Annotated in this window: 24 protein-coding genes and 1 tRNA gene; 11 read left to right on the top strand and 14 right to left on the bottom strand. The window is 66.4% G+C overall.

Annotation, left to right across the window (positions count from 1 at the left end; translation table 11 throughout):
• Positions 1–143: 143 nt before the first annotated feature.
• The 6 genes from thrB to A5745_RS19295 form a co-directional block, all read right to left on the bottom strand.
• Positions 144–1,091: a homoserine kinase gene (thrB, locus tag A5745_RS19320; protein WP_175879856.1), complete on the bottom strand. Its 948-nt coding sequence runs from the start codon at positions 1,089–1,091 to the stop codon at positions 144–146.
• A 13-nt stretch (positions 1,092–1,104) separates the two neighbouring features.
• Positions 1,105–2,196, bottom strand: a complete 1,092-nt coding sequence (gene thrC, locus A5745_RS19315; protein ID WP_076118170.1) for a threonine synthase — start codon at positions 2,194–2,196, stop codon at positions 1,105–1,107.
• Positions 2,193–3,518 carry a homoserine dehydrogenase gene (locus A5745_RS19310; protein WP_076060268.1) on the bottom strand — a complete coding sequence of 442 codons (1,326 nt, stop codon included), beginning with the start codon at positions 3,516–3,518 and terminating at the stop codon, positions 2,193–2,195. The genes thrC and A5745_RS19310 overlap by 4 nt, the downstream gene beginning before the upstream one ends.
• Positions 3,508–4,935: a diaminopimelate decarboxylase gene (gene lysA / locus A5745_RS19305; RefSeq protein ID WP_076118168.1), complete on the bottom strand. Its 1,428-nt coding sequence runs from the start codon at positions 4,933–4,935 to the stop codon at positions 3,508–3,510. The genes A5745_RS19310 and lysA overlap by 11 nt, the downstream gene beginning before the upstream one ends.
• Positions 4,932–6,584 (bottom strand): arginine--tRNA ligase, encoded by a 1,653-nt coding sequence (gene argS, locus A5745_RS19300; protein WP_076118166.1) that lies wholly within the window; start codon positions 6,582–6,584, stop codon positions 4,932–4,934. The genes lysA and argS overlap by 4 nt, the downstream gene beginning before the upstream one ends.
• 189 nt (positions 6,585–6,773) lie before the next feature.
• Positions 6,774–7,121: a hypothetical protein gene (locus A5745_RS19295; RefSeq protein ID WP_139329693.1), complete on the bottom strand. Its 348-nt coding sequence runs from the start codon at positions 7,119–7,121 to the stop codon at positions 6,774–6,776.
• Between A5745_RS19295 and A5745_RS24805 the strand changes: the two genes are divergently transcribed.
• Positions 7,105–7,425, top strand: a complete 321-nt coding sequence (locus A5745_RS24805) for a helix-turn-helix transcriptional regulator (RefSeq protein WP_083662990.1) — start codon at positions 7,105–7,107, stop codon at positions 7,423–7,425. The two genes, A5745_RS19295 and A5745_RS24805, sit on opposite strands and share 17 nt — an antisense overlap.
• 74 nt (positions 7,426–7,499) lie before the next feature.
• Positions 7,500–7,572: transfer RNA gene (locus A5745_RS19285), tRNA-Arg, on the top strand.
• 56 nt (positions 7,573–7,628) lie between these two features.
• Here A5745_RS19285 and A5745_RS19280 read toward each other — a convergent pair.
• On the bottom strand, positions 7,629–9,395 hold the full coding sequence (locus tag A5745_RS19280) for a GNAT family N-acetyltransferase (protein ID WP_076118160.1): 1,767 nt from the start codon (positions 9,393–9,395) through the stop codon (positions 7,629–7,631).
• A gap of 80 nt (positions 9,396–9,475) precedes the next feature.
• Between A5745_RS19280 and A5745_RS19275 the strand changes: the two genes are divergently transcribed.
• Both A5745_RS19275 and A5745_RS19270 read left to right on the top strand, forming a co-directional pair.
• Positions 9,476–10,255, top strand: coding sequence for an alpha/beta fold hydrolase (locus tag A5745_RS19275; protein ID WP_076060257.1), 780 nt, complete (start codon positions 9,476–9,478; stop codon positions 10,253–10,255).
• A 290-nt stretch (positions 10,256–10,545) separates the two neighbouring features.
• Positions 10,546–10,929: a hypothetical protein gene (locus A5745_RS19270; protein ID WP_076060255.1), complete on the top strand. Its 384-nt coding sequence runs from the start codon at positions 10,546–10,548 to the stop codon at positions 10,927–10,929.
• A gap of 107 nt (positions 10,930–11,036) precedes the next feature.
• Here A5745_RS19270 and A5745_RS19265 read toward each other — a convergent pair whose 3' ends face one another.
• A complete protein-coding gene (locus A5745_RS19265) occupies positions 11,037–11,537 on the bottom strand; it encodes a hypothetical protein (RefSeq protein ID WP_076060254.1) in 501 nt (166 codons plus the stop codon).
• A 192-nt stretch (positions 11,538–11,729) separates the two neighbouring features.
• On the opposite strand from A5745_RS19265, the gene A5745_RS19260 reads away from it, so the two are divergent.
• From A5745_RS19260 to A5745_RS19245, 4 genes are all read left to right on the top strand, one after another.
• A complete protein-coding gene (locus A5745_RS19260) occupies positions 11,730–12,212 on the top strand; it encodes a hypothetical protein (protein ID WP_139329692.1) in 483 nt (160 codons plus the stop codon).
• A 27-nt stretch (positions 12,213–12,239) separates the two neighbouring features.
• Positions 12,240–12,920 carry a thioesterase II family protein gene (locus tag A5745_RS19255; protein WP_076118156.1) on the top strand — a complete coding sequence of 227 codons (681 nt, stop codon included), beginning with the start codon at positions 12,240–12,242 and terminating at the stop codon, positions 12,918–12,920.
• 90 nt (positions 12,921–13,010) lie between these two features.
• Positions 13,011–13,400, top strand: a complete 390-nt coding sequence (locus A5745_RS19250) for a heme-binding protein (RefSeq protein ID WP_076060248.1) — start codon at positions 13,011–13,013, stop codon at positions 13,398–13,400.
• A gap of 28 nt (positions 13,401–13,428) precedes the next feature.
• Positions 13,429–13,731, top strand: a complete 303-nt coding sequence (locus tag A5745_RS19245) for a hypothetical protein (RefSeq protein WP_076060247.1) — start codon at positions 13,429–13,431, stop codon at positions 13,729–13,731.
• Here A5745_RS19245 and A5745_RS19240 read toward each other — a convergent pair.
• The 4 genes from A5745_RS19240 to A5745_RS19225 all read right to left on the bottom strand — a co-directional run bounded on the left by A5745_RS19240 (position 13,728) and on the right by A5745_RS19225 (position 16,988).
• Positions 13,728–14,114 carry a DUF4189 domain-containing protein gene (locus A5745_RS19240; protein ID WP_076118153.1) on the bottom strand — a complete coding sequence of 129 codons (387 nt, stop codon included), beginning with the start codon at positions 14,112–14,114 and terminating at the stop codon, positions 13,728–13,730. The genes A5745_RS19245 and A5745_RS19240 overlap by 4 nt on opposite strands.
• Before the next feature lie 52 nt (positions 14,115–14,166).
• The gene (locus A5745_RS19235) at positions 14,167–15,666 is read right to left on the bottom strand and encodes a DUF4185 domain-containing protein (protein ID WP_076118151.1); all 1,500 of its coding nucleotides are present in this window, start codon (positions 15,664–15,666) and stop codon (positions 14,167–14,169) included.
• A gap of 179 nt (positions 15,667–15,845) precedes the next feature.
• Entirely contained in the window at positions 15,846–16,268 is a 423-nt protein-coding gene (locus A5745_RS19230) for a hypothetical protein (protein ID WP_076118322.1), read from the bottom strand.
• A gap of 150 nt (positions 16,269–16,418) precedes the next feature.
• A complete protein-coding gene (locus A5745_RS19225) occupies positions 16,419–16,988 on the bottom strand; it encodes a carboxymuconolactone decarboxylase family protein (protein ID WP_254848621.1) in 570 nt (189 codons plus the stop codon).
• 81 nt (positions 16,989–17,069) lie between these two features.
• On the opposite strand from A5745_RS19225, the gene A5745_RS19220 reads away from it, so the two are divergent.
• Positions 17,070–17,858: an SDR family NAD(P)-dependent oxidoreductase gene (locus tag A5745_RS19220; protein ID WP_076118146.1), complete on the top strand. Its 789-nt coding sequence runs from the start codon at positions 17,070–17,072 to the stop codon at positions 17,856–17,858.
• Here A5745_RS19220 and A5745_RS19215 read toward each other — a convergent pair.
• The gene (locus A5745_RS19215; RefSeq protein WP_076118143.1) at positions 17,855–18,667 is read right to left on the bottom strand and encodes an SDR family NAD(P)-dependent oxidoreductase; all 813 of its coding nucleotides are present in this window, start codon (positions 18,665–18,667) and stop codon (positions 17,855–17,857) included. The genes A5745_RS19220 and A5745_RS19215 overlap by 4 nt on opposite strands.
• A gap of 83 nt (positions 18,668–18,750) precedes the next feature.
• Between A5745_RS19215 and A5745_RS19210 the strand changes: the two genes are divergently transcribed.
• Positions 18,751–19,740 carry an NAD-dependent epimerase/dehydratase family protein gene (locus tag A5745_RS19210; protein ID WP_076118141.1) on the top strand — a complete coding sequence of 330 codons (990 nt, stop codon included), beginning with the start codon at positions 18,751–18,753 and terminating at the stop codon, positions 19,738–19,740.
• Positions 19,713–20,282, top strand: coding sequence for a TetR/AcrR family transcriptional regulator (locus A5745_RS19205; RefSeq protein ID WP_076118138.1), 570 nt, complete (start codon positions 19,713–19,715; stop codon positions 20,280–20,282). The genes A5745_RS19210 and A5745_RS19205 overlap by 28 nt, the downstream gene beginning before the upstream one ends.
• A 10-nt stretch (positions 20,283–20,292) precedes the next feature.
• Here A5745_RS19205 and A5745_RS19200 read toward each other — a convergent pair whose 3' ends face one another.
• Positions 20,293–20,823, bottom strand: coding sequence for a pyridoxamine 5'-phosphate oxidase family protein (locus A5745_RS19200; protein ID WP_076118135.1), 531 nt, complete (start codon positions 20,821–20,823; stop codon positions 20,293–20,295).
• Positions 20,824–20,850 lie beyond the last annotated feature (27 nt).

The following is a 20,850-nucleotide window of genomic DNA, read 5'->3' as shown; positions in this document are numbered from 1 at the left end:
GAACCTCGTTCACGAGAAGAATTGGTGTTGTCCTAGCGGCAAGGCAGTATGTATGCAGATGCAGATCCTGCGATTGCTGGACGGCTCCGAGGATAACCCGCATCCCTGTCGGAAGCAAGCAAACCCTCCGGCCACGCTGTGGATTAACTGGGAACCGTGACTCCCGGGCTCCAGCGAACTGCTTCGCCGGCGGTCATCTCGGTGATGGTAAATCCGTTCGCGGCGCCGTACTCCCGCACTTCCGAGGGCAGTTCCGGCTCGGTAGTCAATGCGATGAGCGACGGGCCAGCCCCCGAAAGTGTCGCTACCACGTTATTACGCCGCAGCAGTCGCAAATATTCCGACGAGGCGGGCATCGCCGGGGCGCGCTGGGGTTGATGGAGCACGTCCTCGGTGGCCGCCATCAACAGATCCGGCCGCTCGGTGAGCGCCACCACCAGCAACGCGGCGCGGCTGACGTTGAACGTCGCATCGTCGTGGCTGACCTGGGCGGGTAACAGCACCCGGGTCTCCGCGGTCAATGAGCGCGCTTCGGGGATCGCGCAGTACAGATGGATGCCGGGGTGAAGTCGCAGCGGAACGGCCGAGTATTTGGCATCGTCGCCCGCGCGGTCGGTCCACGAAACCACCGCACCACCTAAGACCGCCGCCGCGGCGTTGTCGGGATGACCTTCGAACTCGGAGGACAGCTGGATCAGCTCAGCGTCGGTCAGCGGCGTCGAATCCGTTTGTGCGACAAGGCCGTTCACCGCCGCCAGGCCGCCGACCACCGCCGCCGCGGAGGAACCCAGGCCACACGAATGCGGGATGGCGTTGCGGCAGCGCACCACCAGGCCCGCGGCCTTGACTCCTACGGCGCGCAACCCGCATTCGACGGCGCGCACCACGAGATGCTCGGGACCGAGTGGCACCTGCCCGGCGCCCTCCCCCTCGACTTCGACGGTCAGGCCGGAATCCGTTGTCTCCACGGAGATCTCGTCGATGAGACTCAGGGCCAGGCCGATGCTGTCGAAACCCGGGCCGAGATTCGCGCTTGACGCCGACACCACGGCGCTCGCCACCAGCCCGGTCGGCAGGATCTGGCTCACCAAAAGGCCTTAACCACTAGGCCAGCCCCAACTTCTCGACGACGAGCACGGGATCGACGGGCAAGGCGGACACGCTCGGCATGTCCCGCAGCGCCGTGTCGGGATCCTTGAGGCCATTGCCGGTCACCGTACACACCACCGTCGACCCGCGGGCGACCCAACCGTCGTCGATGGCCTTGAGTAGCCCCGCGATGCTGGCGGCGGAGGCCGGCTCGACGAAGACGCCTTCGCAGCTGGCGACCAGGTGATACGCCGCGAGAATCTCCTCGTCGGTGGCGGCCAGGAACCGCCCGTTGGATTGCTGCTGCGCCGCAACCGCGGCGGTCCACGACGCCGGTGCTCCGATGCGGATTGCGGTGGCAATGGTTTCGGGGTGGCTGACCGGTTCACCCAATACCAACGGCGCCGCGCCGGCGGCCTGGGTGCCCAGCATGCGGGGCAGCTTGTCGATCACACCCGCTTGGCGATACTCGGTGTAGCCCTTCCAGTACGCGGTGATGTTGCCGGCGTTGCCGACGGGAAGGGCGTGTATGTCCGGTGCTGCGCCCAGTGCGTCGACGATTTCGAAGGCCGCCGTCTTCTGACCCTCGATGCGCACCGGGTTCACCGAGTTCACCAACGAGATGGTCGGGAAGTCGGCGGCCATCTTGCGGGCGAGTTCCAGGCAGTCGTCGAAGTTGCCGTCGATCTGGATGATCTTGGCGCCGTGCATGACCGCCTGCGCCAGCTTGCCCATCGCGATCTTGCCCTGCGGTATCAGCACCGCGCACGTGATCCCGGCGCGCGCGGCATATGCCGCCGCCGAGGCCGAGGTGTTTCCCGTCGACGCGCACAACACCGCCTGCTGGCCGCGGGCCAACGCGTCGGTGACGGCCATCGTCATGCCCCGGTCCTTGAAGGAGCCGGTGGGATTGAGGCCCTCGACCTTGAGATGGACCGTGCAGCCGGTCTTTTCCGACAGCCGGGTCGCGGCGATCAGCGGGGTGCCGCCCTCGAGCAGCGTGACCGGCGTCCAATCGTCGCCGACCGGTAACCGGTCGCGGTATGCCGCGATCACGCCCGGCCACGGCTGGTGCGTGGCCGTCGGGGTCGCCCGGGGGGCGCTCATAGGCTGGTCCCTTCCAGTCGCAGCACGCTCGCCACGCCGTGGACGGAGTCCAAATCGGCGAGGGCATCGACGGTTTCGGAAAGCGCGGCGTCGGTGGCGGTGTGGGTGACCACCACGATCCGGGCTCCCACCCGTCGCCCGCCGTCGTCGACCACGCCTTCCTGGCGGACCTCGGCGATGCTCACCTCGCGCTTGGCGAATTCCGCCGCCACCGAGGACAAGACGCCGGGCTTGTCGGCGACGTTCATGCTGACGTAATAGCGGGTATTGATGAAACCCATTGGTGCGATGGGCAGTTGGGCATACCTCGACTCTCTCGGGCCACGGCTGCCCAGCACCCGGTTGCGGGCGGCCATCACCAAGTCACCGGTCACCGCCGATGCGGTGGGCGCTCCCCCGGCCCCCTGGCCATAGAACATCAGCCGGCCCGCGGCCTCGGCCTCGACGACAACGGCGTTGAAGGCCCCGTTGACCGTGGCCAGGGGATGCGACATGGGCACCAGCGCCGGGTAGACGCGGGCCGAAACCCGTTGCTGGCCATCGTCACCCGTGATGCGCTCACAGATGGACAGCAGCTTGATGTTGCAGCCCAGGGACCGTGCGGACACGAAGTCGGCCGGGGTGATCTCCGTGATGCCTTCGCGGTAGACGTCGTCGGCTGTCACCCGGGTGTGGAAGGCGATGGATGCCAGAATCGCGGCCTTAGCCGCGGCGTCGTAGCCCTCGACGTCGGCGGTGGGGTCGGCCTCGGCGTAGCCCAGCGCGCTCGCGTCGGCCAGCGCGCTCTCGTAGTCGGCACCGGTGCTGTCCATCTCCGAGAGGATGTAGTTCGTGGTGCCATTGACGATGCCGGCCACCCGGTGCACCGTGTCGCCCGCCAGTGATTGGGTGAGCGGGCGGATGACCGGGATTGCGCCCGCGACCGCCGCCTCGAAATACAGGTCGACGTGCGCGCTTTCAGCGGCCTGCGCCAATTCCCCGGTGGAGGTGGACAGCAACGCCTTGTTCGCCGTGACGACGGACTTGCCGTGTTCGAGGGCGCACAGGATCGCCTTACGGGACGGCTCCACCGGCCCCATCAATTCCACGACGATGTCGACGTCCTTGCGCGAGACGAGCTCTTCGACGTTGTCGGTCAGCAGCTCGATCGGGACGCCGCGATCGTCGGCGACGCGGCGCACTCCCACGCCGCGGAGCACCACGGGTGCACCGACGCGAGCGGCGAGGTCCTGCGCGCTGTCCTCGATGATTCGGACAACCTCGCTACCGACGTTGCCCAAACCCAGTACCGCCACGCCGACCGGCTTTTCGTCACCGGGCACGGTTCACCTCCAAACTCAGCAGATCATCGACCGTCTCGCGGCGCAGGATCAGGCGGGACCGCCCCCCACGCACGGCGACCACGGCGGGCCGGCCGATCATGTTGTAACGACTCGAGAGCGAATAGCAGTAGGCGCCGGTGGCCGCCACTCCCAGCAAGTCGCCGGGGCGCAGGTCGCCGGGCACCCAAGCGTCGCGCACGACGATATCACCGGTCTCGCAGTGTTTTCCGACGATGCGGGCCAGCGCCGCCGGCGTATCGCTGGCTCGCGAGACCAGCCGGACATCGTATTGCGCGTCATAGAGCGCCGTGCGGATGTTGTCGCTCATGCCGCCGTCGACGCTGACGTAGCGCCGGTTCGCCGTGGCGCTCACGTCGACGTCCTTGACGGTGCCGACCTCGTACAAGGTGATGGTGCCCGGTCCGGCGATGGCGCGGCCGGGCTCGACGACCAGCCGAGGCGCGGGCAGCCCGACCGCCGCCGACTCGTTGCTGACGACGGCGCTCAACTTGGCCGCGAGTTCGGCCATCGGCGGCGGATCGTCGGAGGCCAGGTACGAAATACCCAGGCCGCCACCAAGATCCACCGTCGAGATCTGCGCGGTCTTGTCGACCCCGAATTGGTCGACAATCTCGTGCAGCAGGCCGATGACGCGGTGCGCGGCCAGTTCGAAGCCGGCGACGTCGAAGATCTGCGAACCGATATGGCTGTGCAACCCGACGAGTCGCAGGTGATCGGCGTCGAACACCCGGCCCACCGCCGCCAGCGCCGCGCCGCTCGCCACCGACAGGCCGAACTTCTGGTCCTCGTGCGCGGTGGAGATGAACTCGTGGGTGTGGGCTTCGACGCCGACGGTGAGCCGAACGAAGACGTCCTGGACGACACCGGCCTCGGCCGCGATCGACTCCAGGCGCTCGATTTCGGTCATCGAGTCCAAAACGACATGGCCCACACCGGCTTTCACCGCGGCAGTCAGCTCCGCGACGGATTTGTTGTTGCCGTGGAAGGTGATCCGCTCCGGCGGGAAATCGGCATGCAGTGCCACCGCCAGCTCCCCGCCGGTGCACACGTCGAGCGAGAGGCCTTCCTCGTCGATCCAGCGGGCGACCTCGCTGCACAAGAAAGCCTTGGCGGCGTAGTGGACGTTGTGGCCGCCGCCGAAGGCCGACGCGATCTCGCGGCAGCGCGAGCGGAAGTCGTCCTCGTCAATGACGAACAGCGGCGTTCCGTACTCCTGGGCGAGGTCGGTCAGCGGAACGCCGGCGATGCTGGCGATGCCGGCGTCGTCGCGAGCTGTGTTGCGCGGCCACACATTCGGCGCCAACCGCAGCAGCTCCTCGGCGGATTGCGGCCGCGGCGGACTCTCGGTGTGCCGGGTCTCTTCGGCGTGCCGGGGACCGGCGGGATGGACGTTCACATTCGCTCCGGGGCGGTGACTCCGAGGATCGCCAGCCCGTTGGCGATGACCTGGCGAGCGGCCTGGCACAGCGCCAGCCGCGCGGTGTGCAGGTCGGTGGGCTGTTCGTCGCCCTGCGGCAACACCCGGCACGAGTCGTAGAACCGGTGGTAGTCGCCGGCAAGGTCTTCCAGGTAACGGCATATGCGGTGGGGTTCGCGCAGGGAGGCCGCCGTGCTGAGTACCCGCGGGAATTCGCCGATGGTGCGCAGCAGCGCGCCCTCCTTGTCGTGGCTGAGCAGCTCGAGGTGCGCGGTGTCGGGGATCAGGCCCAGTTCGGCTGCGTTGCGGGCCAGCGCGGAAAGCCGGGCATGCGCGTATTGCACGTAATAGACCGGGTTTTCATTCGATGCCGAGGACCACAGCGCCAGGTCGATGTCGATCGGCGTGTCCACCGACGAGCGGATCAGGCTGTAGCGCGCGGCGTCGACCCCGATGGCCTCGACGAGGTCGTCGAGCGTGATCACCGTTCCGGCCCGCTTGCTCATCCGGACCGGCTGGCCGTCGCGGACCAGGTTGACCATCTGCCCGATGAGCACCTCGACCGTGGCCGGGTCGTCGCCGAAGGCGGCGGCCACTGCTTTGAGCCGGGCGATGTATCCGTGGTGATCGGCGCCGAGCATGTAGATGCACAGGTCGAAGCCGCGCCGCCTCTTGTCCAAGTAGTAGGCGATGTCGCCGGCGATATAGGCCGGCTTGCCGTCGCTCTTGATCACGACCCTGTCCTTGTCGTCACCAAAAGCACTGGTGCGCAACCAGGTTGCGCCGTCCTTCTCATAGATGTTGCCGGTCTCGCGCAGACTGGCGATGGCCTGGTCGACTCGGCCGCTGGTGTGCATCGAGTCTTCGTGGGTGTAGACGTCGAAGTCGGTGCCGAACTCGTGCAACGACTTCTTGATGTGGGTGAACATCAAGTCGACGCCGATCGCGCGGAAAGTCTCGCGCATGTCCGGTTCGGGCAGGCTCAGCGCGTCGGGCGCCTTCTGCAGTACCTGCACGGCGATGTCGGTGATGTAGGTGCCGGCGTAGCCGTCGGCCGGGGCCGGTTCGCCTTTGGCCGCGGCGATCAGCGAGCTGGCGAACCGGTCGATCTGGGCGCCGTGGTCGTTGAAATAGTATTCGCGCACGACGTCGGCGCCCTGCGTGGACAGCAAGCGGCCCAGCGCGTCGCCGACGGCGGCCCAGCGGGTGCCGCCGATGTGGATGGGACCGGTCGGGTTGGCCGAGACGAATTCCAGGTTGACCTTGTGGGTGGCCTGGGCCCCGGAATGGCCGTAGTGGTCCCCGGCGTCAAGCACGTCGTTGACGACCTTGGCCTGGGCCGACGCCTCTAGGCGCAGGTTGATGAAGCCCGGCCCGGCGACTTCGGCCGAGGCGATGCCGTCGGCCTGGGCCAGCGCTTCGGCGAGCCATCCGGCCAGCTCACGCGGATTAGCGCCGACTTTCTTGCCCAGCTGCATGGCCAGGTTGCTGGCATAGTCGCCGTGCTCGGGGTTGCGGGGCCGCTCCACGGTGACCGGCTGCGTTAAAACGGCAGCATCCAGCCCGCGCTCGGCAAGCACCGCAGCAGCGGTGGTTTTGAGCAGCTCAGCCAGGTCAGCGGGGGTCACGAACGTCCATCCTATGGGCTTCAGTCCCTACGCCCGAATCCATTACGGTGGCGGCGCCGCCACCGCGATGCGTTAGTCTGTCGGGGCCCAATGGCGCAACGACTATGTTGTCGCGCCCCCCGATTTCATGACCTTGCTTAGGTAGTCACTAACTAGGATTACCCAGCATGGCAGCGCCCAGGTCCTGTCCTATGGGTTGTCGTCTAAATAAGGGGTGCTGAAATAAAAACAACGCACGGCATTTTCAGCAACGTCCTCGTCGAATCCCATCTGCTGTATCTTTGGAATTTCCGCCTTCTGAAATGCCTCGTTGGGAACACCGGAATTGAGATCCTGCCGCATCACGAACCAGAGCCTATTCACTTCGATTTGCCGCCCCGCGGTGCCCGGAATACCTAACATGCAACCCTCGTAATAGGTCTGGGAAGCGCGGTTGTCAGCGCGAGCGGACGGCCCATTCAGCACAACCGATGCCATGACCGGAGCGGCGATGGCCATACCGACCGCCGCACCAACATAGATGAAACGCATGCTCACAGTAATTACACCCTCGCCGAGGCCAATAAGTCCGAATGGAGGATTTTTCCGTGCAGGATGGACCGTAGCCGCTCGAAGAGTGCGCCGGACGCGAAACGCCGTGGGCCTCAGTCCGTTGCAGCTGGTGCAGCGGGTTCGCCTCGAACGCTCGCTACATCTGTTGCGCACCACCCGCATGCCACTCGAGGAGATCGCCGCCGCGGTGGGGTTGGCCGATCCGGCGACTCTGCACCGACTGGTGAAGAAACACACCGGGCGATCACCCGGGGCGCTGCGCCCGAGTGCGCAGGCGCGGGCCTCTTGATCTGTGGCATCGTCACGGCCGTCACGTCCATGCGTTACTCTGGCTGGGCCCGATGGCGCAGCATCGCGTTTTGCGCCCCCGTAGCTCAGGGGATAGAGCGTCTGCCTCCGGAGCAGAAGGCCGCAGGTTCGAATCCTGCCGGGGGCACAACGCATTTAAGCAGGTCAGAGGTGGTTCTTGAGCGCCACTGGAGTAAACCGGCCTCAGATCGTGCATTTCAGCCCGACGTGGGCGGCGTGGTACCCGAGCCGGCGATAGAACGCCCGGGCCCTTTCGCGAGCCTCGTCGGTGGTCACCTGCGCCAGCCGTGCCCCGCGAGCTCGGCCGTAGCTGTGTGCCCACTCGACGAGCGCAGTACCAAGACCCTGTGCGCGTTCGGCTTTGGCGACCCGTAATCCCTCGATCTGCAGCCGGGTGGCGCCGCCGCGGGAAAGGCCGGGGATGATGGTCAATTGCACAGTCGCGACGACCGTATCGGAACCGTCCAGGACGACCCCGAGATAGTTGGATCGGTTGCGAACGACGATGTCGTAGGCCGCCTCGTAGCGTTCGAGTTCGGCGTCTTCGCGATCCTGACCGAATTCGTCGTCGGAGAGCAGCTGGGCGATCACCCCCACGTGTTCGCGCGTCGCGCGCTGCACCCGATAGGTACGGCCCGCTACCTGCAGCAGTCCTCGAACCGAGGACTGTGCGAGTGCCTGTAGACGCGCCACCAACAGGTCCAGCCACGCCCCGACGTTGGTTCGTGCCTCCGCGGTATCCGGGTAGCGGCATCGCAGATGTAGCCCGGACTCGTCCTGGATGAACCAGAGCATGACGCCGTCGGTGTCAACGCTCGCGCTCACATACTGAGCGTCGAGTCCGACCGAGTCGATGCGCACCGGAAGTCTGCTTTGGTCCAGCCAGGAAATCGCGAACATGCCTGGCGCGGTGGGCATTCCACCCCACGGAGCCAGTACGTCGGCCAGTGGCCAGGAACCAAGCTGCACGGCTTCTTTGACGGCGGCGGCCGCGGCGTGCGGCTCGGCAACCGCCGACTCCAGGACCGAATTGGTGATGAACCAACCCACCGAGTCGTGCCATTTGTCTTCAAATCGGCTGTGCACGGGGAAGACCGCGCGCAGCGGCGCCCCGGCCAACTCGCGGGTCACCGCAGTCATGGCGACCACAGCGAGTGCCAGCGTCGAGACACCGTCTTCCCGTGCCTGCGCGACGAACGCGGCGCCGTCATCGACATCGAACACGTCGCGCACTTCAACGCGTTCCGGATGCGGCCCGGACGCACCCAACGGCAGCGGAAACCGTGGCATCACCCCGCCGCTGTCGCTGATGATTTGTGCCCATCGCGCGCGCACGCGTTCCGGTGCGGCGGGACGGTCCAACAGTGCTTGCGTGTGCACGACAAATGCCGGCGGCGGCTGCGGCGGCGACGTGCGTCCGATCCGCGCGTCGGCGAGCATCGACAACAGGTCCCGGGCGATCACCAGCATCGACCACATGTCCACGTGGGCGTGGTCGGCAGCGATCACCACCGTCAATCCGGCGGCAGTCTCCAACACACACAACCGATGTGAGGGCCGCTGATAGGGCGAGCACGTCGCATTGAGAACCACTCGCAGTGCGTCGTTGACCGCCTGGCCCGGAGTGATCTCATGCTCTACCCACTCGCCTGGGTGAATATCGATCTCATGTAGCTGCGGCTCGCCGTCCGCCCCGGGTGTGAATGCCGTTCGGAGGGTGCCGTGGCGGGCGATCACGCCCAGCCACGCATCGGCCAACGATTGGCGGCTCACCCCCGCCGGCAACCGAATGGACAGAGCCATCCAGGAGCCCGGTCGTGGGCCCGCACAAACGTGTATGCGCTGGTCGAAAGACACCGGGAGCTGCCGGCCGAGGTCAGACACCGACACGTCGTAGCCCCAGAGTCGCCCGAAGGGCAGCCGCAGGTGCGCCACGTTCGTCAGCCGCATGGCGGTACCCTAACGCCCCAGTTAGCCTGAATGCTCGGTCAGCGCGGGGCGAGCCGTCGGGTCGTGAAACGAGTTGGGTGATGTCCACTTTCGTGGTTCCCGGAGCGGAGCTTGCGGTTGAACTGAGCGACGAAGGTGGTCATCCGGTAGTTCAACTGCACGGGCTCACCTCCAGCCGCGCGCGTGACCGGGTGCTCAATCTCGACCTCGGCAGGGGCCTAAGCGGGACCCGACTGCTGCGGTACGACGCACGCGGCCATGGCAAGTCGACAGGGCGCAAGGTCCCGGAGGATTACCGATGGGAAAGCCTTGCCGAGGATCTTCTGCAGCTGCTCGACAAATGGTTTCCCGGCGAGCAGGTGCACGGAGTCGGCCCGTCCATGGGTGCCGGCACGCTGCTGCACGCTGCCGCCCGCGAGCCGGACCGCTTCGCCGGCCTCACGCTGATGGTGCCGGCCACCGCGTGGGAAACCCGGCCCGTGCAGGCGGCGATCTACCGGGCTGCGGCCGACTTCATCGAAACCGAGGGTGTCGGTGCCTTCATCGCGTCGTCGCGTGGGGCGACTCCGCCGCCAGCCACGGTCGGCAGGCCCGAAACGGTTCCCGATGTGGCCGACGCGCTGCTGCCGTCACTGTTTCGGGGCGCGGCTCTCAGCGACCTGCCCGCTCACGAAGCGGTCGCACGAATCGATGTGCCGACGACGATTCTGGCCTGGGTCGGCGACCCCGCGCATCCGATGTCGACAGCGGAATCGCTTGCCGCACTGATGCCGCGGTCAACGCTCACCGTGGCGCACACCCCGGCCGATGTCGAGACCTGGCCCCAGATCCTGAGCCAAGACGTCGCCCGCAAAGGCTGACTTGTACGCGGACGCCGCGTCGGCTCGTGCTTGGGCCGCGTCGGCATCGTTATCCGCTGAGTTCCTGCCGGGGAGCTTCCTCGCCAGGGCCGTTTGCAGGTCCATCCCATAGACCGTTGACGGGTGAATAACGAGTAGCGTCCACCGTCCGCCCTGATTAGGCGTGGACAGTCGTCCGACCGCCGGTTTCCAAAGTTGTCCGGGAAAAACTGTCCGCGTTAGCCGAGTCAGACGCTCCTAGCTGTGAGCGCGGTCCACCCGGGTCCGCCCACGAAAGTACGGAGCACAGCGTGAACATCAACCCCTGCCTGGACATGGTCGGGCCCGCGGCGGCGATACGTAGAGCCACTGGGCGCAGGGCACTACTCGAACACCAATTCCGGCGGCGCCAGAATGCCGCGCTTTTCCTGAGCCTGGCGCATGAAGCCGGCATCGCAACCGAGGAGCGCGCCGACAGCCCCGTGATCCCGTGCATCGTCGGCAGCTCGATCAAGGCGCTACGCCTGTCGGGGGCCCTGATGCGACGCGGCATCAATGCCTACCCGATCCTTTTTGCGCCGGAAGACAAAGCGGGCCTGCAGTTCTTTGTCGCCAGCTGCTACTCGGAAGACCAGATCCGGTTCATGGTCAACGCATTGGCCGAGGAGCTGGAGCTGGTGAACGCACGCAGCTAGCTCCGCAAAATTTCTAAACATCCGCCAATTAGCTTGCCGCACAGCGATTTCAGCAAGCCACTGTTCAAGACGCAGCGTCCCCTGATCTCGGCGATCGCTGACGACTTTCACACGCGCTGGGCAGTCATGTTGATGTCAAGCGTGCCCTGGCATGGACCGCTCAGGATCTCGGTGTGCATGGTGCCGGAAAGTGAGCCGTCGGGTTGGGGCGTGTAGCGGGTGGTGCCTCGGGCCGGACTCCATTGGATTGAGGTGTCGGGCATCATGCAATCCCACTGGAAATCGCTGGCTTGCGTCCATGATGACCCATCCCAGGTGAATTGAACCGGTTGCGGAACGGTCGGGTTCCTCGGCGGCGGGCCGCCAACGATCGTGGCGACACACTTGCCGCTCGCACAGCTCGAATGGAACGTGTACGTATCGGTGTACTGCACCTCAGGCTGACTGGCCGCCACGCTCGTCCCGTCCTTGGGACCGACGATGAACGTGATCGCGTAGTCGCCGTTCCAGGATGGGGTATCGCCGGAGGCAACTGAGGGAAGCGCAAGTGCGATCGCGAGCGACGCGGCGCCCAAACCTATGCGACTAATCAGACCGTCCGGGGTCATCGGTTTCTCCTCTGGGTCCGAACCCCCCTCTCCATACTGTGCCCCCGCCACCAGCGCGGACAAGTGTCCGGGCACCGGCTCCGCCGGTCCACAAACTCCTTCGGAAAAAACTGTCCACGTCAGCGGAGCCCGAGGCTCCTACCTGTGAGCGCGGCCCACCCGGGTCCGCCCCACGAAAGTACGGAGCACAGCATGAACACCAACCGTTGCCTCGACACAATCGCGCCTGCGGCGGCAAAACGGAGAGCCACCGGGCGCTGGACGCTACTCGAACACCTGCGCCGGCGGCGCGCGAATGAAGCGCTCTTCATGAGCCTGGCCCGCGAAGCCGACATTGACACCGGCAACCCGGCAAGCGCCCCGATGATCCCGGTCGTCGTCGGCAGCTCGACCAAGGCGCTGCAACTCTCGTATGCGCTGCAGCGCCGCGGCATCAACGCCGACCCGATCATCTTTCCCGCCGTGCCGGAAGAAGAAGCGCGGGTTCGATTCTTTGTCACCAGCTGCCATTCAGCCGAACAGATCCGCTTCATGGTCAAGGCGCTGGCCGACGAGCTGAAGCTGGTGAACGCTGGCCACCTGGGCCCGGCTCGGAACACTCGCCGCCGACACCTGCGACCGCAGGGTTTCCTCTGGCATCCCCTCAAAGGGCTTGCCGGAGCGCGGTTTCAGTAAGCCTCGACGAGAAAGGCGGCTGACACCGTGAAGTTGTTCTGCTTTCACCACGCCGGGGGCGGCGGGTTGGCATTCAACGCCTGGGGTAAGGCACTGAGACCGGCGATCGACGTGATTCCGGTCGAGGTCGCCGACCGGCAGCGCTTCACCACGCTGCGGCAGCTCGTCGACGAGGTGAACGATCAGCTGCGGTCCGATCTCGACGAACCGCACATGTTCTTCGGCCACAGTTTCGGCGCCCTGCAGGCATACCGATTGGCGTGCGTGCGCGCCGCGCAGGGATCGCCGCTGCCACGGGCGGTCTTCCTCTCCGCCTACGGCCCACCGCACCTTCCGCCGCCACTGCATGCCGTGGACCTCCTCGACGACGACCAGCTTGCGACGCTGCTGTCGGACCTGGGCGGGCTGCCTCCCCAACTAACGCGATGGCCGACCCTGCACGAGCGAGCCGTCACCACCACTCGACACGACTTGCGGCTGTGCATGACCGACGAGGAAGACCACACAGCCCAGCTGCCCTGCCCGATCCATGTCTTCGGCGGCAGCGAGGACCCGCTCGTGAGTGAATCCGACTTGCGCGAATGGCGTTCGCGGACAACGGCGGACTTCTCCGTGCAGATCCTCCGGGGCGGCCACTTCTATCTGCGGGATCGTCAGCCGCTGTTCCAGACGCTGCGTCCCCTGATGTCGACGATCGCGGCGGCGTAGCTATATCGGAGCAGGCCGTTGTTGATGTCTACTTAGCTTGAGGCGGCTATCGGGTGCGGCCGGATCGTTTACCGCAGGAAGGAGCCAGCGATGTTCCTCTCAGAAATCTTTCCGCGCCGGGTGGTTGTCGGCGCGATCGGCGCTGCCGCGGCCACGGGCGCGCTGTGGTGCGCCACCGCTGGGACCGCCGCGGCCGATCCGCCGCCCCGCCCGCCCAACTGCACGGCCGCGGACGTCGCCAGTGTCGCGGCCGGTGTCGCGACGGCACTGTCGACCTACCTGTTCACTCACCCCGACGTGAATGGCTTCTACACCGGCCTCCAGGATCAGCCCAAGGATCAGATCCAAGGCGACGTGCAGAACTACTTCAGCGCCAACCCACAAGAGCAAGCCGACCTTGAGGGCATCCGTCAGCCGTTGACTGACATCAGGCAGCGTTGCCAGTGGACCCCGCTACTTGGGCAGGGCGTCGCTCCCTAACGCGATCGGAGATGGAAAGGAGATCGCGATGACTCTGTTGGTCCGGTCTGGGATCGCCGCGGGGATTACGGTGTTGGCCCTTACATCGATTCCTGAGATATATGCCGTCGTGCAGCCCTCCGGCGTGGCCAACGCCGACGTGTGCGCGAGCGTCGGCAGGCGTGTTTCGGTGAGCGGCTGCACCAATGTGGCCGACACGGTCAACACCTACGTGCCGCCGCCGGCCGACTATGCGCCACTGCCGCAGGACTTTCCGCCGCCACCACCCCCGCCGCCGGTCAGCGTCTGCGTCGGAGCCGGGCGGCGAATCCACATCAGCGGGTGCACCTAGCCCCCGCCGGCGCCCCCATCACCTTGACAGTGGCCGTGCCCGGCTTGGACCGTTCCGCCGCCGGCGATCCCTAGTGCGGCCGCCTCGGCTTCTTCGCGGGTCGGGCCCCAGCCGCCGAAATATTTGGTTTTCGCGCTGTTCAAAACGAGCGCGATGCACCCACCCTGCCCGCTGGCCAGCAGACGACAGTCGCTGATGGCCTTGCGACACGTCTCCATCGCCTTCTGCTCGGCGGCACCTTGACTGGTCCCACCGTCAACGAACTTGATCTGCCCGGTGGAATCCGACATCGCCATGGCGATCCAGTTGTTGTCGGCATGCGCGACCGGCGTCGCCACGAACGCGGCCCCGATAGCGATCGCCACTGCTGCTTGACTCTTCATCAGGCACACACTATTACACAAACGCGGCATCACCGCAGGTCAAGCCGAAAGGCTAGGGCAGCACAGTGTGCATCAACATCACGTCATAGGCCGACCACAGCGACAGGTTGAAGTACAGGTCCCTGCCCGACGACCAGGGATGAATCATCGGGGCGTAGATCCCACCGGGCATCTGGAACGACGACACCAGCGGCTGCTCGGGACTCCACGGTCCCTGGGGAGCCGGCGCCGTCCTGGCCACGACGTCGTTGCTGCCGCCGTTGGTGTAGAGCACCAAGTACTGCTTCAGATAGCTGTTGTACTGGGACGACATTTCACCCACGGGCCCCGGGAAAACCGGCGTCGCCGCGCCCGGATTGTTCGGGACCCAGCGCCCGCCGTTGTCGCCGTTCCAGTATTGGTACTTGGTGAGGTCGGGCAAAGCGTTCGGGGGGACTCGCGACAGGTACGCCGCGCCGCCACGTCCCGACGGGGTCCCGAACGAGTAGAGGTAACCGTCGTTACCCCGCATGAACGAACCCATCTGAAAATTCTCGTTGCCCGGGGTGAACCCGACGCCCGGGACCGCGTCGGCCGAGGCCGTGCGGATGGAGCCGGGGTAGATCCCCCAGTTCTGGCCGTTGTCAAGGGATCTCGCGATCGCCGAGTAGTTCGTCGTCCATTCACCGTCGCGGCCCCAATGCTGGATGGACATGTAGTTCATGTATTGGGTTCGCCCGATCGAGATGGCCGACGTCGGAATGATTCCCGTCTCGTGCGCTGCCTTGTGGATGGAGTTGACCACCTGCTTGGACAGGCCGTTGTTCCACACCGGTGAGCCCGAATAGTTGTTATTGGGCACACCATCCGCGACGTGGATTCCCTTAGACAGGTCACGGTCGTTACTGCGGAACAGTACGTTGTACCGCCATTCTTGGCCGCGAACCTTGCAGTAGCCGAACGTGTCACCGAACGCCATCAGGGCCTGCCGGTTGGCGGGATCGCCGTTGTCCCAAACGATCCCAAGGTCCGTTCCGGAGATACCGAATCGCTGCAGCGTTTTGTTGGGGCCGTTGGGTCCGGTCACCCAGTCGACGAGCGATGTCGGCGCCCCCGCGATATTGGCGGGGGGCGGCGGCGCCGGCTGAGGCGCCGGTTGCGGTGCCGGCTGCGGATTCGGTGCCGCATTCGGCTGCAGCTGCGTGGCATTGGGCGTCTGCGGGAAGCCCGGCGCGGGCGGGTTAGGCCCGGGCGGCGGCACCACCCCGGCTTGAGGTTGCAGTGGGGCCGAGTATCGCTGACCGGGAGCAGTCGGCCTGAGGAAGGACTGGATCAGCGGGCCCAGCTTGGGGAGCGGCGCTTGGTCATTCGTATGGGTGGGTCGGCGCCCCGTCGGCGGCACCACGACGGGCTGCGGCGCGGGCATCTCCTGCCGCGGGGGTGGATCCACGTTCGCTTCGGGCGCGCCGCAAGGAGTGGCATTCGCCGATGGCGCCGGGCCCAACGCAACGATGAATGCGATAGCGGCCGTCGACACCACCCATAGCGAAGTGCCTCGAAGAATCGCCGACAAAGGTCACACCTTTCAGGGGGCGAGACGTCGCATTGACGTCTGCGGCTGGCCTATGTGACGATAGTGACTACTGGGGCTTTTGTGACCAGTGCGCTGCGAATGGGTATGCATCCGTGACCGTGTCGCAACCGGCTGCAGCGGGTTTGCGGGCGCAGGCCGGTGTATACGGACGGCGGACCTCATCCGGGCCGCGCGGCAAACGCCGCCACCGGCATTTCGACGCTTCCGCCGCACGGCCCGCCCGCGATGTCGGTGTGCCAGGTGCCACGCAGCGACCCGTCGGGTTGGGGCGCGTAGAACGCCCACGACTTCGCTGGTGACCAGACTTTCGGGATCCCGTCCCCCATGTAGCAGTCCCATTGGAAGTCGAAGTGCTCAACCCATCGAGTCCCGTCCCAGGTGTAATGCGACGGCTGCGGCAACGTTGGGTTCTTCGGCACGGGCCCATCGGTGGCGGTGGCCACGCAGGTGCCCGACGCGCACGACGTCACGAAGACGTAGTCGGCACTGAATGTCGGTTCGGCCTGGCCGGCGGCAGCGCTAGTGCCCGTCTTGTTGACCGCGTATCTCACCAGCGAGTATTTGCCGTTCCATACCGGCATCGCCGCGTGGGCCGCCACGACTGTGGTGCCGAGGATCGCCAGCGCGATACCGCCGAACACCGCAATCCGTCGCACCACCCTCGACCGCATCGCCCAAATGGTGCTGGGTCGACGACACAGCGGGATATCGGCACGGACACAGCTGAAACTCTATGTCGCCGAACGGTTCCGAGCTCCGTCACTCCGGCTCGTACTGTCGATCTGATCCCGGTCGTAGCCGATGACGGGCGGTGAATCGCCGTAGACGTCGAGGGTGTGGATGAACCGGTGCACGCCCATCACGCCGGCGCAGGTGAACCCCAACTCGATGATCTGCGCGGCGGTGAAATGCTCCCCGAGACGCTTGTAGAACTCGTCGTCCATGGCGTGGTGGTCGGCGGAAAGCAGGTCGAGGAACTCGACGGCCATCTGCTCCTGGGGGGTCAGCGAGCCGTGGCCCGGCGCGAGCAGGCATGCCACATCCTCGTCGGTGATCGAGTCATGCTTGCGCGATTGGCTACAGGGTTCGCATTCGCCGAGCTGGGCGCTGCGGATGCGCAGCAACTCCAGGATGCGGCCGCCGAGCAGGGTGCCGGCACCCAGGTGGTGTCGGGCCATGTCGACCTGTTCGAGTTGTGCGCTGCGATACGCGAATATCTGCAGGGGCACCGGAGTCGCGTAGAGCCCGGCGGCAACGCCGGCCTCCACGATTTCGCGGGAGCGCGAGCTCAGCTCTTCCATTGGGATTGGCGCAATACGCGGCATAAATCAGGCTAACTTTCTTGTGCGGGGCCGAAAAGCCCCGATGATTGGGAGAACTCGATGTCCAGACTTGCCGAAAAGGTCGCGATAGTCACCGGGGGTGCGGGTGGAATCGGTGCGGCAACGGCGCACGAATTGGCCCGCCAGGGCGCCGCCGTCGCCGTGGTCGACGTCGACGAGGCGAAGGCCGCCGGGGTCGCCGAGGAGATTCGGCGAACGGGGGCCCGCGCGATCGCGCTCGGCGGCGATCTCGCGCAGGAGGCGACAGCGCGAGAAGTGGTGGAATCGACCGTGGCGGAGTTCGGCCGCATCGACGTGCTGCACAACAACGCGGCCCTGACAGCCAGCGACTTCTTGTCGCGGGACACCGCGGTCACCGAAATGTCGTTGGATGTGTGGCAGCGGTCCGTGCAGGTCAACCTCGGCAGTCAGCTGCTGATGTGCAAGCACGCGGTCCCCGAAATGCGAAGGGGTGGAGGGGGATCCATTGTCAACATGTCGTCGGGGGCCGCACTCAAAGGCGACCGCGCCCGCCTGGCCTACGGCGTCTCGAAGGCTGGGGTGCACACCCTGACGATGTACGTCGCGACGAGCGAGGGAAAGGCCGGCGTGCGGGCCAACACGATCGTGCCCGGATTGATCCTCACCGACGCCGTTCGCGCGCACCTGTCCGAGGACGTCATCGACCGCCTCGGCCGCGCCACGCTGACGCCGTACCTCGGGCAACCGAAGGACGTCGCCGATCTCGTCGTCTTCCTGGCTTCGGACGCGTCGCGCTACATCACCGGGCAGATGATTGCGATCGACGGCGGGATGTCCGCTCATGTCGGCCTCGACACCGGCGACTAACCGCTCGTCGGACCCAGCGCGTACGCGCCGGTCTCCGGGTGGTGATACCAGCCGCTGGCTGCATGGGTGCCGCCGTCGACATGAATCGTCTGACCGGTGATGTAGCTGGACATGTCGGACGCGAGAAACACTGCCGCGCCGGCCATTTCATCGACATGACCCGCCCGCCCCATCGGGACGGTGAGGCCGAATCGCTGCTCGGAGCCCGGCGGCGCGATCTGCCTGATGCCCTCGGTCAGCGTGATGTCGGGCGCCAGCGCGTTGACCCGAATGCCGTGCGGCGCAAGCTCGAGCGCGGCGGTCTTCGTGTAGTTGATGACACCGGCCTTGGCCGCCGCGTAGGTCGCGTAGCCGGGCGCGGCGCGCACCCCCTCGATCGAGGTGACGCTGATGATGCTGCCCGGCAGTGTCTGCTCCACGAGGATCCGCGCCACCCGCTGCGTGCACAGGTAGACGTGCCGCAGGTTCGACTTGTACAGCGCGTCCCAACCGTTCTCGCTGGTGTCGAGGATCCCCGACCAGAAAACCCCGCCGGCGTTGTTGACCAGGATCGTCACCGTCCCGAGTTCAGCCGTCGTCTGCGCCAGCGCGGCGTCCACCGCGGCGCTGTCCCGGACGTCGACGGTCAGGCCCAGCGCGCCGATCTCCTCGGCCGCAGACGCACACGAGTCGGGGTTGCGTTCCCAGATCGCGACCCGCGCGCCGAAGGCCTTCAGGCCGGCCGCGATACCACGGCCGATGCCGGCGCCTCCGCCGGTGACGACCGCGACGCGGTCAGTCAGGAGGACGCTGGAGGGATCGAGTGTCATGGAGATGAATATAGAACAATCCCACTTCAAGGTTTACAGTCAAAACCAAATATGTTCGATATGTAACAACCGGGGAGGCCGCGATGGCCAGCACCATCTTCGTCACCGGCGCGACGGGTCAGACCGGCGGCAACGTCTGTCAGCAACTGATCGAGCGGGGCGACCACGTCCGCGCGCTGGTTCGCGATCCCGACGACGCCGCGGCGCTGGCCGGAGTCGGCGTCGAGCTGGTCAAGGGCGACATCAGGGATGCCGACGACGTGCTGCACGCGGCGAAGGGCGCCGAGGCGGCCATCCACTGCGCCGCGCTGCTGGGCGGCGCGAGTCAGGACCTGGAGGACTTCAAAGCGGTCAACACCGTTGGGACGACCAACGTCCTGGATGCGGCCAAAGCCCACGGCATGCGCCGGGTGGTTGCCCTGAGCACCGCAACGTTCCTCGACCTGAGCACCGGCGTCGATTTCGAAGAGGCACCCGTTCTGAAGAACCCGCCCGGCGACCCCTACACCGTCACCAAGCTGGCTGCCTTTCTCGAGGCGCACCGGCGTGCCGCCGCGGGCGACGACGTGCTGACGTGTCATCCGGGCGCGATCTTCGGGCCCGGCCTGGTCGTGGAACGCGCCCTGCACCGCACCAGCTTCAACCGGGTGCTGCTGGCGGGCATGCGCGGAAAGATCAAGCGCTATCTGGCTTTTCCGGTGACGTGGGTCGCCGGGGCGGATGTCGCGAAGGGTGCCATCGCCGCGCTGGACAAGGGGATGGCCGGCGAGCGATACCTGTTGGTCGGGCGGCCCGACGACACGTTCAGCACGGCCGGTGGCATCAATCGCGCGTGCGAGATCGCCGGAATCGACCACCGTGTCGAGGACCTCGACTACCGCACCGATCCCGCGGCGCTGACCGCCGAATTCGGGCCAACCTTGATGGCGATCGCGGAGGCCGCGGCAAAGACCAACCGACAGCCCAGAGCGACCGACAATCTGACCACCCGACGCCTCGGGTATGAGCCCATGTCCTTCGACGACGGCCTGCGACGGCTGATCTCATGGCTGCGCAAACTCGGCAAGCTGTAAGCCCTGCCGCCGCGTCGGTCGCCGATCGAATCCTCGATGCGGCGCAGCGGCTCGCGTTCCGGACCGGCGCCCGCAAGTTGTCGCTGTCCGACGTGGCGACGCTGGCCGGGGTGTCCCGGCCGACCATCTACCGCTACTTCGTATCCAAGGAAGAGCTCATCGATGCGCTGGGAAAACGCGAGCGCCGGCGCTTCACCGCCGCATTGGACGAAGCGACGTCGGGCGTCGTCGGGGTCGCACGACTGGAAGCCGCGGTCGACGTCGTCGCGACCTTCGTCGAGGCCCAGCCACCCGGGCGCCTGCTCGATCTCGAGCCGGGCTTCGCGCACGAACAGATGGCGCAGGCGCTACCCATGCTCGCCGAAGGCCTGTTGGCGGTGTTGCAGCGCTGTGCCCGCGAGGGTGCCTTCCTCACGCCGGTCGACCCTCGTGCTCTGGCCGGCGCCATCGCACGAACCGCGTTGAGCCATTACATATTTCCCGACGCCGACCGCGCCGCCGCGCGCCAGCAGATCTGCGCCGCGGCCGGTCTGTCCGCGTAGTCTTTGCGAGTTAGCCCAGCTGAAACTTGGTGGCGCCGTAGGGTTCCGACGTGCCGAGAGCGAACACCGTCTCGGGCTCGACGCGATAGAGATGCCACGGCGCGGGCCCGGCCGAGGGAGCGCTGAACTCCGCCGTCAGTGCGTCGCCCTCAACCCGGCACGGCCAGCCGTCGCGCGCGAAAACGTCTGCGACGGACGCCAATTCGCCGGCGTCGGTGACCCGCCGCGCGAGGCCTTCGACGACCAGATCGAACGGATCGGTGGCAACGGACAGCACGCATCGCGGATCGCGGGCCAAGTTACGCGACTTCCTGGTCGCCAGGCCGGAGGTGAAGTACCAGCTGCCTTCCCACGGAAGCACCCCGAGCGGCATCACATGCGGGCTGCCATCGGGATTGATCGTGGTGAGCCACACCGTGTGGCGGTGCGGGCCGCCGGTTTCCGGCGCCTGCGTCAGCTGACTGTCGAGCACGGCTTTGACCCGAGCCCACTGAATGGCCGGCGCCCCATAGCCGTCGAGATTGCGTTGTGTGATCGTCATATCGGTGTTGACCGATGCCAGACCGAG

This window comes from Mycobacterium sp. IS-2888 (genome assembly GCF_001954215.1).
Lineage (GTDB): Bacteria > Actinomycetota > Actinomycetes > Mycobacteriales > Mycobacteriaceae > Mycobacterium.
Note: the sequence above shows the minus strand (reverse complement) of the source record. Positions and strands in the feature narration are given on the sequence as shown.